The organism is Larkinella humicola (assembly GCF_008727875.1).
Lineage (GTDB): Bacteria > Bacteroidota > Bacteroidia > Cytophagales > Spirosomataceae > Larkinella > Larkinella humicola.
The window spans coordinates 772,010-787,932 of sequence record NZ_VTWS01000003.1 but is presented as its reverse complement, the minus strand read 5'-3'; the positions used below and the strand labels follow the sequence as shown (position 1 = coordinate 787,932).

The 15,923-nt window shown below is 51.0% G+C and carries 16 protein-coding genes; 6 read left to right on the top strand and 10 right to left on the bottom strand.

The genetic code is table 11. The features are described from left to right. Positions 1-3: 3 nt before the first annotated feature. From F0P93_RS15420 to rfbF, 7 genes are read right to left on the bottom strand one after another with little or no spacing between them, the layout of a single operon-like run. The gene (locus F0P93_RS15420) at positions 4-1,239 is read right to left on the bottom strand and encodes a glycosyltransferase family A protein (RefSeq protein WP_150877358.1); all 1,236 of its coding nucleotides are present in this window, start codon (positions 1,237-1,239) and stop codon (positions 4-6) included. Between the two features lie 21 nt (positions 1,240-1,260). Continuing rightward, on the bottom strand, positions 1,261-1,992 hold the full coding sequence (locus F0P93_RS15415; protein ID WP_150877356.1) for a cephalosporin hydroxylase family protein: 732 nt from the start codon (positions 1,990-1,992) through the stop codon (positions 1,261-1,263). Next, entirely contained in the window at positions 1,985-2,845 is an 861-nt protein-coding gene (locus tag F0P93_RS15410) for an NAD-dependent epimerase/dehydratase family protein (protein ID WP_150877354.1), read from the bottom strand. Before F0P93_RS15410 ends, F0P93_RS15415 begins: the two co-directional genes overlap by 8 nt. After that, positions 2,842-4,068 carry a class I SAM-dependent methyltransferase gene (locus tag F0P93_RS15405; protein WP_150877352.1) on the bottom strand — a complete coding sequence of 409 codons (1,227 nt, stop codon included), beginning with the start codon at positions 4,066-4,068 and terminating at the stop codon, positions 2,842-2,844. Before F0P93_RS15405 ends, F0P93_RS15410 begins: the two co-directional genes overlap by 4 nt. A gap of 3 nt (positions 4,069-4,071) precedes the next feature. After that, the gene (gene rfbC / locus F0P93_RS15400; protein WP_150877350.1) at positions 4,072-4,623 is read right to left on the bottom strand and encodes a dTDP-4-dehydrorhamnose 3,5-epimerase; all 552 of its coding nucleotides are present in this window, start codon (positions 4,621-4,623) and stop codon (positions 4,072-4,074) included. Continuing rightward, on the bottom strand, positions 4,620-5,717 hold the full coding sequence (gene rfbG / locus F0P93_RS15395; protein WP_150877348.1) for a CDP-glucose 4,6-dehydratase: 1,098 nt from the start codon (positions 5,715-5,717) through the stop codon (positions 4,620-4,622). The genes rfbC and rfbG overlap by 4 nt, the downstream gene beginning before the upstream one ends. Before the next feature lie 13 nt (positions 5,718-5,730). After that, on the bottom strand, positions 5,731-6,501 hold the full coding sequence (gene rfbF / locus F0P93_RS15390) for a glucose-1-phosphate cytidylyltransferase (RefSeq protein ID WP_150877346.1): 771 nt from the start codon (positions 6,499-6,501) through the stop codon (positions 5,731-5,733). A 270-nt stretch (positions 6,502-6,771) separates the two neighbouring features. Here rfbF and gcvP point away from each other — a divergent pair, with 270 nt between their 5' ends. Both gcvP and F0P93_RS15380 read left to right on the top strand, forming a co-directional pair. Continuing rightward, positions 6,772-9,657: an aminomethyl-transferring glycine dehydrogenase gene (gene gcvP / locus F0P93_RS15385; protein WP_150877344.1), complete on the top strand. Its 2,886-nt coding sequence runs from the start codon at positions 6,772-6,774 to the stop codon at positions 9,655-9,657. A gap of 443 nt (positions 9,658-10,100) precedes the next feature. Further along, the gene (locus F0P93_RS15380) at positions 10,101-10,349 is read left to right on the top strand and encodes a hypothetical protein (protein ID WP_150877342.1); all 249 of its coding nucleotides are present in this window, start codon (positions 10,101-10,103) and stop codon (positions 10,347-10,349) included. Between the two features lie 150 nt (positions 10,350-10,499). Here F0P93_RS15380 and F0P93_RS15375 read toward each other — a convergent pair whose 3' ends face one another. The 3 genes from F0P93_RS15375 to F0P93_RS15365 form a co-directional block, all read right to left on the bottom strand. After that, positions 10,500-11,042 carry a cysteine hydrolase family protein gene (locus F0P93_RS15375; RefSeq protein WP_150877340.1) on the bottom strand — a complete coding sequence of 181 codons (543 nt, stop codon included), beginning with the start codon at positions 11,040-11,042 and terminating at the stop codon, positions 10,500-10,502. Positions 11,043-11,086: 44 nt separating this feature from the next. Beyond that, positions 11,087-11,746 carry a phosphatidylserine decarboxylase family protein gene (locus F0P93_RS15370; protein ID WP_150877338.1) on the bottom strand — a complete coding sequence of 220 codons (660 nt, stop codon included), beginning with the start codon at positions 11,744-11,746 and terminating at the stop codon, positions 11,087-11,089. A 180-nt stretch (positions 11,747-11,926) separates the two neighbouring features. Continuing rightward, complete coding sequence (locus F0P93_RS15365) at positions 11,927-13,201, bottom strand: Glu/Leu/Phe/Val family dehydrogenase (RefSeq protein WP_191908825.1); 1,275 nt, start codon at positions 13,199-13,201, stop codon at positions 11,927-11,929. A gap of 336 nt (positions 13,202-13,537) precedes the next feature. Here F0P93_RS15365 and F0P93_RS15360 point away from each other — a divergent pair, with 336 nt between their 5' ends. From F0P93_RS15360 to F0P93_RS15345, 4 genes are all read left to right on the top strand, one after another. Continuing rightward, on the top strand, positions 13,538-13,921 hold the full coding sequence (locus F0P93_RS15360) for a TraR/DksA family transcriptional regulator (RefSeq protein WP_114407523.1): 384 nt from the start codon (positions 13,538-13,540) through the stop codon (positions 13,919-13,921). Positions 13,922-14,130: 209 nt separating this feature from the next. Further along, positions 14,131-14,556, top strand: a complete 426-nt coding sequence (locus F0P93_RS15355) for a phage holin family protein (RefSeq protein ID WP_150877336.1) — start codon at positions 14,131-14,133, stop codon at positions 14,554-14,556. 89 nt (positions 14,557-14,645) lie between these two features. After that, on the top strand, positions 14,646-15,104 hold the full coding sequence (locus tag F0P93_RS15350; protein ID WP_150877334.1) for a hypothetical protein: 459 nt from the start codon (positions 14,646-14,648) through the stop codon (positions 15,102-15,104). After that, positions 15,067-15,852, top strand: a complete 786-nt coding sequence (locus F0P93_RS15345) for a phosphoglycerol geranylgeranyltransferase (protein ID WP_150877332.1) — start codon at positions 15,067-15,069, stop codon at positions 15,850-15,852. Before F0P93_RS15350 ends, F0P93_RS15345 begins: the two co-directional genes overlap by 38 nt. Positions 15,853-15,923 lie beyond the last annotated feature (71 nt).

Here is a 15,923-nt window from a genome sequence, read left to right as displayed (position 1 = left end):
CGGTCAGGCTGAGGCATAGCGGTCGGCAAGTTCGCCAAAAACCATCCGGGACATATCTTTCCAGGTGGTACTTTTCAACCAAAACCGGCTCGGATTGTCGGTGATGGTTCGATGAAGTTGGCAGGCATCGAAAATGTTTTCCACGCCGTAGGTAGCGGCATTGATCAACAGAAACGGATACGAATAGCGTTTCAGATCGTAAGGGATAATATTGTTCAGGCGGCTGGTCGAGCCATGGATGAGCTTCTCAACCCGTTCACGGTCAAGGTGATTGGTTTCGGCGATATACCGCGTGACGTTCAGAATGTTGTCACGCTGATTATGAAACTTCGTATTGGCTTCCTTGATGGCGGTTTCGATAAAAGGCATCCAGTTAAAAGCCGCTTTTTCGTCCGGATTCAACCCGGCGTCAAAGGATTGTAGAAAGCTCTCGGCGATCAGATAGGTGTAGGATGGGCAATATTGCAAGGCCGGATGAAACGGAATATTGGGTTCGCTGGCAAATTTGTCCATCGCCTTTTTGTTGGCGTCGTAGTTAAACTGTGACATGCCCGTGCTGTGCGACGACGCCCCGGAGATCCGCAACCGTTTTTTCGAATAAACGTACGCGCCCACCTGATTGGCCAGGGCAATACCGGAATAAACGTCCGGTATTTGCGACCGGAAAAACGCACCGGTTTTTCGTTGAATCGGCTCGATTGCCGTCATGTTAACGAAGGAACTATAGACAAAAGGCAATGGCAAATAGTCTTCCCGGCATTGGAGAACTTTCCGCAAAACTGCCTTTCCCTCTTTAATTACAAAACCGCTCTGAAAGCTAACTTTCAGCATGTTAGCCTGTTTCTTGTTAAAATAAGAAGGCCAGAAATAGAAATCTGGCGCGGGATTCATGTTGACGGCCTGCAAGCCGGTTTCATTAAAAAGCACATTGACGTCCTGCACGGCGTCGGGCAGCAGGCCGTCGTCATCCCCCAGAAAGGTGACATACCCTTCCCGAACATGCGACAAGGCAAATTCCCAATTGTGCGACATGCTGAGCCGTTTGCCCGTGTTGACATACTGAATGCGCGGGTCGTTGAACGACCGAACGACTTCTTCCGTCGTATCCTGGCTACAGTTGTCCGAAACCAGAATCGTCAGGTTATCGTAGTTTTGGGTCACGCAGGTTCGCAGCGTGTGCAGTAAAGTGTCCGCGCGTTCGCGGGTGGGGACAACCACCGTGTATTTATGTTCTTTCATGAACGGATCGTTTTTTAACGGCTACCGAATCCGTTTCAGATACCCTTCCGGTGCCACCGAAATCAGGAGTTTATGGTCAATTTCGTGGTTGATTTCAAAATCTGAATTATGCTTCAAAAACTCCCAGACGGCGGTTTTAGGGTTGTTGCCTTTGTCCCAGGGCCGGTCGTAGGAGTTGGCGGGCAAGTCTTCCACAATCGTATCAAAAACAACCAGATACGACCCGACCGTTACCAGCGGAGAATACAGTTCCAGTTCCCGCAAGACGTGATCGTGCGTATGATTCGAATCGAGGCAAACCATCACGGTTTGTTTGTTTTCGGCTTTCCGGGCTACCTCAGCGGCCAGTGTTTCATCGATAGCCGAGCCTTCCAGCATCGTGATCCGCTTAAACATGGGGTGGTTTTCGATTTCCCGGCGGTTGTGAGCCCGGATGTCGATGTCGATACCCAGCACCTCGCCGTTGCCGATGAGTTCGAGGATCGACGCATAAAAAATCAGCGAACCACCGTGGGCGATGCCGGTTTCAATGATCAGATCCGGTTTGAGCTGCCAGATCAATTCCTGCATGGCGATCATGTCCTGCGGATACTGAATAATGGGGCGGCCCATCCAGGTGAAATTGTATGAATATTTATCCCGGTTAGAGGTCAGATTAAAAGCCGCAGCGGCAGCCAGTAAGTCGGGTTGGGTGGGATAGGCAGCGATGCGCTCGGTACGTTCTTTTTTAAACTCCTCAATTGGATCAGTCATGATTGGACAGTAGATTTAATAGTTTTCGATGATCGCCCCAGAAAGCCAGCGGCTCGTAGTCGGGATACGGATAATAGCCCAGATTGAGCGTCATGGTATAGCGATTCTCCCGCATAAACCGTTCCACCAGCGCCCGTACGGAAATCGGCTGGCCGCTGCAACAATTGACGATGCCGGTAATGCGCTGCTGGAGAGACGTTTGGATAAGGATCTTGGCGACGTCCGTTACCGGTAAATAGTCCCGCAACTGTTCCCCTTTCGACATGTTGAAAACCGGCTCATTCCGCAGCGCGGCTGCTTCAACCTGCGCAAGCAACGACTTCGGGTTCTGGCCTTTTCCGAACATGTAAAATAACCGAACCCATTTGAACGAAACGGTGCGGTTTTTTATAAACAGTTCGAGGGCTTTTCGCAGGCTGTCCTTTGCCAATCCATAAGCCGTAGTCGGCTGGGTTGGCGCGTCTTCCGATAAACAACCGCTTTGCAAACCGTATTCCAGACAGGTTCCGGTTACGGTCAGGTTGGTCAGGCCGTTGGTGATCAGATTGGTCAAAAACCGGTAATGCTGTAACCAGTAGGTGTCGATGTGCGCCAGCGATTTGTAGTCGGGCAAACCGGGCCAGGCGAGGTGGATAACGGCATCCGGTTTTCCGAAATACGTAAAAAGGTCTGTGTCGCCCCAGTCGGTACTGATGTCGAACGGGACAAACTCAACCTTTGAAAGCCCGGCGGTTTTTCCGGCTGACGGTTCGGTTCGGGCTGTCGCGATCACCCGGATGCTGTCTGTCGCAAGCAGGTGTTCCACAACGTGTTGGCCAACAAAACCAGTGGCGCCGGTGACCAGAATCGTCATAGCGTTGTCAGGGTTGGAATCGGTACAACACACTGCCCCCCCCATTCCCGGATGTACGATAGTTGCTGGGTAATCTCATCACGCAGATTCCAGGGCAAGATCAGGACAAAATCCGGTTTTCGCTCGCGAAGAGCGGTTTCCTGCACCACCGGAATGTGGCTGGCGGGCAGAAACTTGTTCTGTTTTGCCGGGTTTGCATCGACCACAAACTCGATCAGGTCGTTTTTGATCCCGCAGTAATTTAGCAGCGTATTGCCTTTGGCGGCTGCGCCGTAGGCCACAACGGTTTTACCCGCCCGTTTCTGTTGGGTCAGAAAATCAGTGAGTTCCAGCTTGACCCGGAGGGCTTTCTGCTGAAAATTCTCGTAATAACGCAGGTCGGTCAGGCCAGTGTCGGTTTCCTTTTGCAGCAGAGCCGTCACGCTGGCCGAAACCGGTTTGCGGTCATCTTCTTGGTGCCGGGCATAGATCCGCAACGAACCGCCGTGCGTCGGCAATTCCTCCACATCAAACAACACCAGCCCCTGCGATTCAAAAATCTGTTTGACGGTTCGAAACGACAGATACGAGAAATGCTCGTGGTAAATCGTGTCGAACTGGTTGTTTTCGACCAGTTGCAGCAAATGTGGAAACTCCATCGTGATTACGCCCGTCGGTTTTAGAACGATTTTCATACCGGCTACAAAATCCACAATATCGGGCACATGCGCCAGAACGTTATTGCCGAGCAATAAGTCGGCTGTCGTTCCTTGTGCAATCAACTCACGTGCCAATTCAGCACCAAAAAAACGGGTGATGGTCGGTATATTTTTCTCGATGGCAACAGCCGCCGTATTGGTAGTGGGCTCGATGCCTAAAACTGGAATCTCTTTTTCAACAAAATACTGGAGCAAATAACCGTCATTCGAGGCAATTTCGATCACCCGGGAATCGTGGCCCAGCCCGAACCGTTCGGTCATCCGGTCGACATACTGCCGGGCGTGGTTTAGCCAACTGGTGGAAAAAGAGGAGAAATAGACGTAGTCGCTATCAAAAATGGCGTCAGATTTTTTGTATTCGTCAATCTGCACCAGAAAACAGGAATGGCACGTAAAAACCTTCAACGGATAAAACGTTTCCGGTTCATTGAGCTGTTCGGTGGTCAGGAACGAATTGGATGCCGGTGAATTCACCAGATCGATAAAGACGTGTTGCAGCGGAGTTTTACAGAAGCGGCACTCCATGAATTAGAAAGTTAAACCGTGAAAAGAAGTGTCTAAAAGGGGATGGGCCGCATCCCGGGCCGACAGGTCGGCGGCTGGCAGCGGCCATTCGATGCCGATCTGCGGATCGTTGTAACGAACTGCCCCTTCGCTGCCGGGCGTGTAATAGTCGCTGTGGCAATACATCAGTTCGCAATGCTCCGTCAGCGTTTGAAAACCGTGGGCAAACCCTTTCGGAATATACAGCATCTGCTGGTTTTCGGCGGATAATTCCGTTCCAAACCATCGTCCAAAAGTCGGCGACCCGGCCCGTAAATCGATGATGACGTCAAATGCCCGACCAGCAATGCAGCGCACGAGCTTGATTTCGGCGTGGGGCGGATTCTGGTAGTGCATCCCGCGAATGGCCCCGGTTTGCTGCGTCATCGAATGGTTCATCTGCACCCAGTCGGCCGCCAGACCGACGGCTTCGAAATCCCGGCGGCAATAGGTGCGGGCAAACCAGCCCCGATTATCCCGAAACGGTTTCAGAGAAATGAGATACGCACCGGTTAATGCCGTTTCTGTAAAAATCATACTGCCCAGATTGAATTTGCCTCTGTTGCCCGTTGTACATAAGCCGCGAGGTCGGAATATGTACTGATCTGTTGGCTTTTTGTGTACGTTTTGTACCAGTTTATGGTGTATAGCAGGGCGGTTTCCGTATCCCAAACCGGTCGCCAGGCCAGTTGCTGCGCTGCTTTCGTGCAATCAAGGCTCAGAAAATGCGCTTCGTGCGGATTGGTTTCGGCCGGTAGTTCCTGATACGAAATCGCATCCCATTGTTCTCGCGCCTGACGAACCATCTCCCGAACGGGCAAAACGTCCGACAGCAACGGACCGAAATTCCAGCCGCCAGCCGCCGACGTATTTCCTTCCAGAAGCCGTTGACCGAGAAGCAGATACCCGGAAAGGGGTTCCAGAACATGCTGCCACGGCCGAACGGCTTCCGGGTTTCGAATCACGACTGGTTGCCCGCTTTGGGTCGTTTTGATCAAATCCGGGATCAGACGGTCGTCGGCCCAGTCGCCCCCGCCGATGACATTCCCGGCCCGCGCACTCGCCACGAGAACCTGATGCGTTTTGCCGAATTGATTGACATTGAAAAAGGAATTCCGGTAACTGGCAGTCACCAGCTCTGCGCAACCTTTCGACATGCTATACGGATCGTAGCCCCCCATGGGACCAGTTTCAACGAGCGGTTTTCCATCTTCCGGATTGTCGTAGCATTTATCGCTGGTGACGACAACGACGGCCCGCACCGAAGCCGACTGCCGGGCGCATTCCAGCACATGGGCCGTGCCGACGATGTTCGTTTCGATGGTTTCGAGCGGATGCTGATACGAATACCGGACCAGTGACTGAGCCGCCAGATGAAACACCACCTCCGGTTGATACCGGTCGAACGTTTGTCGCAGGCTGTCCAGATGCCGGATGTCGCCGGTTTGGTGCGGAACGGGTAGATCGAGCAAGCCCCAGTGGTTCGGCGTGGTGGGCGCCGGCAAGGCATAGCCAACCACTTTGGCCCCCATCTGGTGCAGCCAGTATGCCAGCCACGATCCCTTAAAACCGGTATTTCCGGTAATCAGGACGGTTTTATTCTGATAGATACCCGCAAAAAGTGTTGTCATCGTTCTGCTAAAATTACCAGCTTTTCCACTCTGCCTGCCCGGTGTTCCAGGCGGTTTCCAGTTCCAGTTTGTCGCGGAGGGTGTCCATCGGTTTCCAGAAACTATCGTGTTTAAAAGCCATCATTTGTCTTTCGGCCGCCAAGGTTTCCATCGGTTTACGTTCCCAAACCGTATCGTCGCCCTCAATGTAGTTGAAAACCGCCGGTTCGCAGACAAAAAAACCGCCGTTGATCCACGCACCATCGCCTTTCGGTTTTTCCAGAAAAGATTGGACGGTATGGTCGTCGCTCACATCCAGCGCCCCAAACCGCGCCGATGGCTGAACCGCCGTCAGGGTGCATAGTTTGCCGTGCTGGTGATGAAAGGCGACCAAAGCCGTGATGTCTACATCGCCAACGCCATCGCCATACGTCAGCAGGAAAGGTTCGTTGCCAATGTGTCGCTGAACCCGTTTGATGCGGCCGCCGGTCATGCTGTCTTTTCCCGTATCCACCAGCGTGATTTTCCAGGGCTCGGCGGCTGAATCATGCACTTGCAATGAATTGGTAGCCAGATCGATGGTAATATCGGACTGATGAAGGAAATAATTGGCAAAGTATTCCTTAATCAGATACCCTTTATAGCCCAGGCAGATGATAAAGTCGTTATAGCCGTGTGAGGAATAAATCTTCATGATGTGCCACAGGATGGGCATACCGCCGATTTCCACCATGGGTTTGGGTTTCACAACGGTTTCTTCACTCAGGCGCGTTCCTAAACCACCCGCCAAAATAACGACTTTCATATAATTTGGTTTTGTTGACAAACAACTATTGGGTTTCGTTGAAAAAATTGATGGTAATATAAGATTGCTTTATTTGTTGATCGTAATTTTTTTGTGCCGGAGAGTTAAAAACTTACACATTTACCGGATAAAATCAAATCGTGGCCGGATTCGTCGGTGGGAACCAATCGGGTTCATTTATTCTTTGTATTTTTGTATTTATGTCATTGCTTTCGGCAACCGCACTTTAACCCGGTTATCTCAATCGCTTTCAATCACACTTCACTGGTAATGAAGCTCGACCTACACTATCAGGAACGTTTCGAAGACCGTCACAACGGCTCGGATGTTTCACAAACGAATGCCATTTTGAAAACCATCGGAGTCGATTCGGTGGATGAACTCATTGACCAAACGGTTCCGGCCCTGATCCGGCTCGAAAAACCGCTCGATCTGCCCGAAGCCAAATCCGAGTACCAGTTTCTGGCTGATTTTAAAAAGCTCGCTCAGCTTAATAAACTGAATAAATCCTACATCGGCACGGGCTACTACGATACCATTACGCCGAATGTCATTCTGCGCAATATATTGGAAAATCCGGCCTGGTATACTGCCTACACACCGTATCAGGCCGAAATTGCCCAGGGTCGGCTGGAAGCCCTGCTGAATTTCCAAACCGTCGTCATCGATTTGACCGGCATGGAAATCGCCAATGCATCGCTGCTCGATGAGGGCACGGCTGCGGCCGAAGCCATGCACGTTCTGTATGCCCAGCGCCCGGCCGCCAAAAAGAATGCTACGACCTTTTTTGTGTCGGAAAGCTGCCATCCGCAGACCATTGACGTCATCAAAACCCGTGCCACGCCCCTGAACATCGCCATTCAGGTGGGCGATCACCGGAAAGTAAACATCACGTCCGACGATTTATTCGGTATGCTGCTGCAATACCCGGCGTCCGACGGCGAGGTGTTTGATTATACCGATCTCATTACAGCGGCTCACGAGCAGAATATTTTTGTGGCCGTTGCGGCTGATCTCCTGAGCCTTACGCTGTTGACTCCTCCAGGTGAAATGGGGGCGGATATCGTGGTGGGTTCTTCACAACGGTTTGGTGTTCCGATGGGTTACGGTGGGCCGCACGCGGCTTTTTTCGCGACTAAAGACGCTTTCAAACGGCAGATTCCGGGTCGGATTATTGGCGTTTCCATTGATGCCGAAGGAAATCCAGCTCTGCGGATGGCCTTGCAAACCCGCGAACAACACATTCGCCGGGAAAAAGCGACGTCCAATATCTGTACGGCGCAGGTGCTGCTGGCGGTTATGGCAGGAAGTTACGCGGTCTACCACGGTCCGCAACGGCTGCGGGCCATTGCCGAACGCATCCACGGCATGACCAAGCTGTTCGTGACGGTTTTACGGTGGAACGGCTATAAAATTCAGACGCAGAATTACTTCGATACCGTTACGGTCGAGGTGGATGATGTGGAATCGTTGCGGAAATCGGCGCGGACGGCGGGAATCAACCTGCGGTATCTGGACGACGAACGGGTCTGCGTTTCGTTCGATGAAGTAAAAACCGTCGATGATGTGGTTCAGTTGCTGGATGTCTTCGGGATCTGCGCCGACATGGATGCCGCCATCGAAACCCTGGCCATCAACTGGCCGGAGCGACTGATCCGTCAATCGGCGTATCTGACGCATCCGGTGTTCAACACACACCACACCGAGCACCAAATGCTGCGGTATTTGAAGTCACTGGAAGAAAAAGACCTTTCGCTGGTGCATTCGATGATTTCACTCGGCAGTTGCACGATGAAATTGAACGCAACCGCTGAAATGATTCCGGTCACCTGGCCCGAATTCGGTGGTTTACACCCGTTTGCGCCGAAAGATCAGGTGATGGGCTACCAAAAACTGGTCGATGATCTGAGTAAATGGCTGAGCGAAATAACCGGTTTTGCCGGAATCTCACTGCAACCCAACTCCGGGGCGCAGGGCGAATACGCCGGTTTGATGGTGATTCGGGCGTATCACGAAAGCCGCAACGATGGTCACCGCAATGTGTCGCTGATTCCGTCGTCGGCCCACGGCACCAACCCCGCCAGCGCGGTGATGGCCGGGATGAAAGTCGTGATTGTGAAGTGTGACGAGCGCGGCAACATCGACGTGGCCGATCTGCGGGCGAAAGCCGAGCAGTACAGCAGCGACCTGTCGTGTCTGATGGTGACCTATCCATCGACGCACGGCGTTTTTGAAGAAACGATCAAAGAAATCTGTGATATTATCCACGAACACGGCGGTCAGGTGTACATGGACGGCGCGAACATGAACGCACAGGTGGGCCTGACGAGTCCGGCGACCATCGGCGCCGATGTTTGTCACCTGAACCTGCACAAGACGTTCTGCATTCCGCACGGCGGTGGTGGGCCGGGCATGGGGCCAATTGGGGTCGTTGAGCATTTGATGCCCTTCCTGCCGGGTCATGCCGTGGTGGAAACGGGCGGCAAGCAGGCGATTCACGCGGTTTCGGCGGCTCCGTACGGTTCGGCCAGCATCCTGACGATTTCGTACGCGTACATTGCGATGATGGGCGCGGAGGGTTTGACGAATGCGACCAAAACCGCTATTTTGAACGCCAACTACCTAAAAGCGAAGCTGGAAGAACATTATCCGATTTTGTATACTGGGAAAAATGGTCGTTGCGCCCACGAAATGATCGTCGATTGCCGGCCGTTCAAAGCTGCGGGTGTCGAGGTGGAAGACATTGCGAAGCGACTGATGGACTACGGTTTTCACGCGCCAACGGTTTCGTTTCCGGTACCGGGTACGATGATGATCGAGCCGACGGAATCCGAATCAAAAGACGAACTCGACCGGTTCTGTGAAGCCCTGATCAGCATTCGGGCCGAAATCCGGGAGGTGGAAGAAGGTAAAGCCGACAAAGCCAACAACGTTCTCAAAAACGCCCCCCACACGGTCAACGTGTTTATCGCCGATGCTTGGAACCGCCCGTACAGCCGCGAAAAAGCGGCCTTCCCGTTGCCGTACGTGAAAGCCCGCAAATTCTGGCCGAGTGTCAGCCGGATCGACAACGCGTATGGCGACCGGAATCTGGTCTGTGCGTGTTTGCCGGTGGAGGAATATGCTACTTCGGAGGTCGCGGAGACGGCGTCGTAAGTTTTTAAATAGAAGAAATGGAAAAGCCCTCGTCTGGTGTCAGGCGGGGGCTTTTTTGTTGATCAAGATTTATTGATTTAAACAAAATAACCGTCGGATTCACATTCTGGCTAGCCCACTGCTTTAGCTGTGGGTAATGCGAAAAAAGATCTCCTGGTAACGGAACCGTTTTAACGGTTTCATGGTCCAGCCTAACCGTTAAAACGGTTCCAGAATGATTCGGTTTCACTTCAATTTACCAACAGCTAAAGCAGTGGGCTGATAAACATTTACTTCGGCGGTTATTTAGTGTAAATCCGTTAAATCTTGATCTTCTCTGTAACGGATTTGTAATCCAGTGTCGTGCAATCATAAGAAATGTTAAAAGGGGAATTCCTTACATTAATTTTTCACCTTCCAAAAACCCCTTATCACCTTATCTGTCAACGGGTTTCGTTTTCAACATGAATTATCGAAAAGCCGTTGGTCCTTACCCGAATTCGAATGACCTCACGGTAGCGCGATCAAACGAAGTAACGACGAATGTTCTGGTGGGATTAGGAGCGCAGTACCGAATCAATTCGAGGTGGTCGGTGATTGTTCAGCCAACGGTTTTGTACCGGTTGCAAAAGCTCAAATCAAAACCCAATGGCTACCTAATCCGGCATGAATATGGCCATTATCGGGACTGTCAGGTAGGCGTGCAGGCTTAGGTCAAGTACACGTTCTGAAAATTGAAAGTTAAGTAACCAAAAACCGCCCGGCTCCACAGGAACCGGGCGGTTTTTGAAATCTGTAATCTATTAAAAACTGTTCACCAAGTTAGAATAAATGACCCTTAATAGATTTATAAAAATGTGTTTCTACTGTAACTCCAGCATTAATTGGTCAAAATCAATCACCTTTAATTTGTTTTTGGTCGGTGTCATATTTTCCCACAGCCAATTATAATAGGCTATTACTTGCTGAGCCTCCATATGAGGACGATTTGCTGTCGTATGACCATCTTTAACAATTATTACATCATAATACTTGCTTAACGCCGATTTAACCGTTGTGTCAACGCAAAAGTCTGTAGCACAGCCAGTAACTACTAATTCTGTTATGCTATACTCTGAGAGTGTTTTCCTTAGATTTGTTTCGTAAAACGAATCATTAGCGGTTTTACCTATCGTTATATCTGTCGGGGATTTTGTTAGTGTGGGTAGGATTTCCCAATCGGATGAATGAGGTAAAAAGGAATTTTCTCTTGTGCCATCATGCTGAATAAAAATTACTTTTTTGCCGGTTTTTCTGAAATAGCTGGATAACTTATTGATTCTATCGATAACACCCGAATCGTCAAATCGTGGCGTCTCATGTTTAAAACTGCCAACCTGCATGTCAATAATAATCAACGCTTTCATCAACTGGTTGATAAAGTTTTAAAGGACAAATTTCAATCAGCAAACTACAAGTCCGCCACCACCGTCACCCCGCCTTTCGTCTTCTCGCCAATCTTCACTTTCACCTCCGCATCCAGCGGCAGGAACAAATCGACGCGGGAACCGAACTTGATGAAACCCAGCTCGTGGCCCTGCTCAACCTGCTGTCCTTCTTTGGCATACCAGACAATCCGCCGGGCCAGTGCCCCCGCAATCTGGCGCAGGAGAATTTCGGCCCCGTTTTTCGCCTTGATGACGACGGAAGTCCGTTCGTTTTCGGTGCTCGATTTCGGATGCCAGGCCACCAGGTACTTTCCGGGGTAATATTTGACGTATTTGACCGTGCCGGTAACGGGGTGGAAATTGATGTGCACATTCAACGGCGACATAAAGATGGACACCTGCCGACGCTGTCCTTTGAAGTATTCCGGTTCGTTCACCTCCTCGATCACCACTACCGTGCCGTCGCAGGGCGAAATGATGTGCTTGTCGTTCAGGGGCGTGTTTCGGCGCGGTTTCCGGAAAAATTGCAATACCAGGAAAAACAATACCAGACTAACAATGAGAATCAGTGTGCTGGCGGTTTGATTGCCGGTAAACAAATAGAAGATGGATAAAACGTTGACTCCTAACAGAATGAGGGCTGTCCAGAACAAAATTTGATATCCTTCCTTGTGGATGGTCATACGATTGGAAAATCAGTTGCGTCTAAAAAGATGGGCTAGAGCGGTGAAGGTACGAAACAAACTGCATTGGCTCCAATTCGGTTACTACATTCGCAGGACCGCAAAATACGGTTTTCAGACGCCAATTGATCGGAAAGTGAGTCCGTTGGCAATCGCCATTTGAAAACCGTGTCCGTCTGATCAATAACCGCCCCGGTATTTGTAGGTGCTGGCGACCTTGTCGATAGCGACGATGTAAGCCGCCAGCCGCATCGAAACCTTGTATTTCTGCGACGTTTCAAACACGCGGTCAAAGGCATCTTTCATGTTGCGGTCGGCTCGACGATTGATCCGGTCGAGCGTCCATTTGTAACCAATGCGGTTTTGTACCCACTCAAAATACGAAACCGTTACCCCCCCGGCATTGGCCAGAATATCGGGCACCACCATGATGCCTTTTTCGTTGATGATGTCGTCGGCACTCGCTGAGGTCGGACCGTTGGCGCCTTCCACGATCATTTTTGCCTGGATGGAATCCGCGTTTTCGGCCGTGATCACATCTTCTTTGGCCGCCGGAACCAGCACATCGACCGGCAACGCCAGCAGTTCTTCGTTCGTGATGCGTTCGGCACCGTTGAACCCTTCAAGTGTGCCTTTATTGGCGTTGCGGTAGGCGAGGGCCGCGCCGATGTCGATGCCGTGGTTGTTGTAGTAGCCCCCCGTCACATCGCTGATTGCCATCACCGTCACCCCCCGTTCGTGCAGCAACTCAGCCGCAAACGAGCCGACGTTGCCAAAACCCTGAATGGCCGCCGAAGAGCGGTAGGGGTTCATGCGGAGTTTGTCCATCGCCGACAGCGCGGCTACAGTCACCCCGCGTCCGGTCGCTTCCGTCCGGCCCAGCGACCCGCCCAGTACGAGCGGTTTTCCGGTGACGACGCCGTTGATGGTCATGCCGCGGGATTTCGAATATTCATCCATGAGCCACGCCATTTCGCGCGGGCCGGTTCCCATGTCGGGGGCCGGAATGTCGCGGTCGGGACCAAAAACGTCGAGCATGGCCACAGTGTAAGCCCGCATCAGGCGCTCGATTTCACCCGCCGACATTTCGCGCGGGTTGCAGGCAATACCGCCTTTGGCTCCGCCGTAGGGAATGTCGACCACAGCGCATTTCCAGGTCATCCAGGCGGCCAGGGCGCGTACTTCATCCAGCGTGACGCCCGGATCGAGCCGGATACCCCCTTTCGACGGTCCGAGGATGGTGGAGTGAATGACGCGGTGACCTTCAAAAACCTTGATCGATCCGTTGTCCATCGTGATGGGCAAACCCACCATGACCTGACGCGCGGGAACCTTCAGAATGTAGTACATTTCTTCCGTAATACCCAGCATTTGCGCTGCGGCATCGAACCGCGACATCATGGATTCGAGCGGGTTTTCTTTATCTTTTATGGGGGCTGGTTCTATATAAGCCATATTCCTGTTTTTTTAGTTGGCAATTCTGATGTGGTGCCACAGCAAACTTACCAAAAAAGATAACGATGTATCTTAAGAACTATTTTTTCGTGATTTAATCTAATTTTCCGTTTCGAAATCATGTATTACGCCACCTGTTTTATACCAAACATCGTCATAAACAAGCCGTTGAATAACCAAATATTGCTTGGTGTTTCCGGGTATTTACCGATGACTATTTTTTGAACTTTTTTTTAAACGGCAGGCTCTATTGATTGAAAAAGAATCAATAGAGTTGTAATTTTGTTATTTCATCGACGGAGAAATTTTCACCCACTTAACTAGCTGATCAGTACTATGGTTCAGGAAGACAAGAAAAGGTACTCGGAGGAGGAGCTAAAAGAATTTGAGGTGCTGATTAGCCAGAAGTTAGAAGCATCCCGAAACGAGCTGAATTACATCAAGGAAACGCTTAGTAAACGCAACGACAGTGGTACGGATAATACATCGGGTACGTCCAAATTACTGGAAGACGGTGCGGACACCAGTGAGCGTGAAAACTTGAGCCAACTGGCGGCCCGTCAGCAGAAATTTATTCAACAACTGGAATCGGCTTTGGTGCGGATTAAAAACGGAACGTACGGCATTTGCATCGATACCGGTCGGCTTATTCCGAAAGAACGCCTACGCGCCGTTCCACACACCCAGCAGACGATCGAAGCAAAACTGAAACGGACGTAGTTCTGCTCAGCATACATTAGGAAAAATCCCTTATACATCACCCGCTTCACAAGTGAAGCGGGATTTTTTTTGTACGTCCGTGATGACTATTTCGCATTTTTGCGTCCAATAAACAGACCCTGCCTAAAAAACCGGTTCTCCTAAAAAATTTTCCAAACAAAATAGGCTATAATTGGTAACTACTAGAGCAGTCATTACTACAAACCGCCATGTTAGAGAAATTAGAAGAAATCAGGGAAGGCATCTTTAAATACCTGGAAGCGCGGATTGAGTTATTTAAGCTGGAAACGCGCAATCAGGTTGAAAACATTGCCCTGAATGCGGTACACGGAATTGTACTGGGTTTTTTAGCGACCATCACCACCATCTTCCTATTCTCATTGTTGGCGGCTTACCTCAACGAAGTGCTGGATAGCCGCTACCTGGGTTTCCTGATTGTAGCCGGTTTTTTTCTGCTGCTGACGCTGATCTGGGCTTTTGCCAAAGGGCCGGTGGAAGGCATGCTGCGGAAGATGACCTACAACATGCTTAAAAATGCTCAGGAGAAAAAAGCCGAAGAACGGGCCGAAACCATTCAGGATTTGATGGACCAAACGCGGGAATCGCTCAACGAGAGCGGCTCGAGAAAGGAATAAAACGTTTATTTGCCCTCGAATACTAACTAAGTAGTGAGCTTTATCATAAGTCAATCCATTTTTTTACTAATTTTAGAACGCTCTTTTTTATGGATACAAATGTGCCCTTTTCAGATACCTCGGCCCGACGGGCTGAGTTGATGGAAGCCACCGAGCAGTATAAAAGTTCGATTGAGTCCAACGTCAAGGCACTAAAAGAGGATGCCGCAGAAGTCGGCAAAACCGTGGCGTTGGTGGCTGGAGTTTGCCTGGCCGTTTTTGTGGTGGCCAGCATTGTATTGCCAAAGTCTGATAAACCGGATCTGGAATACGATGATGACGACTACGAAGAGGCCGATGAGTATACCGGTGGCAGCACCCGGGCGCAGGTGCGACGGGCCGCGAAAGCCGCAGAGGAGGCTCCGGCAAAATCGGCAATCGGTGGTGCTATCACCGGGATTGTGACGTCCATTCTGACGAATCTGGCCCGGCAGCAGGTAACTGATTTTATTTCGCGTTTACGTCAGAATAATGCAACCACACAACCAGAACCAGGCCAGTACCCGTAACGTATTGAATACCCTGTATAGCCGCAAGGAAACAGGGCAAAAGTCATTTGCCGTCTTGCTCGACCCGGATAAGATCGAGCAAGATTCGTTTAAAGACCTGCTGATTCGGAGTGTTGAAAACCGGGTTGACTTCTTTTTTGTGGGCGGTAGTCTGATTACCAACTTCATTCTGCGCGAAGTCATTGAAACCATTCGAACGTATACCCCTATTCCGGCGATTCTTTTTCCCGGTAATAGCCTTCATATTGAACCCAGCGCGGATGCCATTCTGCTGCTTTCGCTGATTTCGGGCCGAAATCCGGAGTTTTTGATCGGCCAGCACGTGATTGCGGCTCCTCTTTTGAAAAGAAGCGGTTTGGAAATCCTGCCCACGGGCTACATGCTGGTCGATAGCGGGGTGCAAACCACCGTGTCATACATCAGCAACACCACGCCTTTGCCCTACGACAAACCCGGCGTTGCGGCCTGTACGGCGATGGCGGGCGAAATGCTCGGCCTGAAATTGATTTACATGGACGCGGGCAGTGGCGCCCGTCGCCCGGTTTCGCCGGAAATGATTGCCGCCGTGCGCAGTTGCGTCGACACGCCCATTGTCGTCGGGGGAGGCATCAACTCCGTAGAACGGGCTCAGGCGGCCCTGCAAGCCGGTGCGGACGTCATTGTGGTGGGCAACGGTATTGAGAAAAATCCGGACTTGCTACCGGAAATCGCGGCCGCGGTTCAGGACGTAAACCGGCAGTTGGCCTAACGAATACTAAAAATCGGGGCGCAAAGGCTGGAAGGAATCAACTCCTTCAGCCTTTGCGCCCCGATTTTTAG

Bases quoted from the DNA above. Each gene is read 5' to 3' on its own strand.
- F0P93_RS15410 (WP_150877354.1), bottom strand. From the start codon at position 2,845: ATGACGATTCTGGTCACCGGCGCCACTGGTTTTGTTGGCCAACACGTT.
- F0P93_RS15355 (WP_150877336.1), top strand. From the start codon at position 14,131: ATGTTAGAGAAATTAGAAGAAATCAGGGAAGGCATCTTTAAATACCTG.
- F0P93_RS15370 (WP_150877338.1), bottom strand. From the start codon at position 11,746: ATGACCATCCACAAGGAAGGATATCAAATTTTGTTCTGGACAGCCCTC.
- F0P93_RS15360 (WP_114407523.1), top strand. From the start codon at position 13,538: ATGGTTCAGGAAGACAAGAAAAGGTACTCGGAGGAGGAGCTAAAAGAA.
- F0P93_RS15345 (WP_150877332.1), top strand. From the start codon at position 15,067: ATGCAACCACACAACCAGAACCAGGCCAGTACCCGTAACGTATTGAAT.
- F0P93_RS15375 (WP_150877340.1), bottom strand. From the start codon at position 11,042: ATGAAAGCGTTGATTATTATTGACATGCAGGTTGGCAGTTTTAAACAT.
- F0P93_RS15420 (WP_150877358.1), bottom strand. From the start codon at position 1,239: ATGAAAGAACATAAATACACGGTGGTTGTCCCCACCCGCGAACGCGCG.
- F0P93_RS15365 (WP_191908825.1), bottom strand. From the start codon at position 13,201: ATGGCTTATATAGAACCAGCCCCCATAAAAGATAAAGAAAACCCGCTC.
- F0P93_RS15350 (WP_150877334.1), top strand. From the start codon at position 14,646: ATGGATACAAATGTGCCCTTTTCAGATACCTCGGCCCGACGGGCTGAG.
- rfbC (WP_150877350.1), bottom strand. From the start codon at position 4,623: ATGATTTTTACAGAAACGGCATTAACCGGTGCGTATCTCATTTCTCTG.
- F0P93_RS15405 (WP_150877352.1), bottom strand. From the start codon at position 4,068: ATGGAGTGCCGCTTCTGTAAAACTCCGCTGCAACACGTCTTTATCGAT.
- gcvP (WP_150877344.1), top strand. From the start codon at position 6,772: ATGAAGCTCGACCTACACTATCAGGAACGTTTCGAAGACCGTCACAAC.
- F0P93_RS15415 (WP_150877356.1), bottom strand. From the start codon at position 1,992: ATGACTGATCCAATTGAGGAGTTTAAAAAAGAACGTACCGAGCGCATC.
- F0P93_RS15380 (WP_150877342.1), top strand. From the start codon at position 10,101: ATGAATTATCGAAAAGCCGTTGGTCCTTACCCGAATTCGAATGACCTC.
- rfbF (WP_150877346.1), bottom strand. From the start codon at position 6,501: ATGAAAGTCGTTATTTTGGCGGGTGGTTTAGGAACGCGCCTGAGTGAA.
- rfbG (WP_150877348.1), bottom strand. From the start codon at position 5,717: ATGACAACACTTTTTGCGGGTATCTATCAGAATAAAACCGTCCTGATT.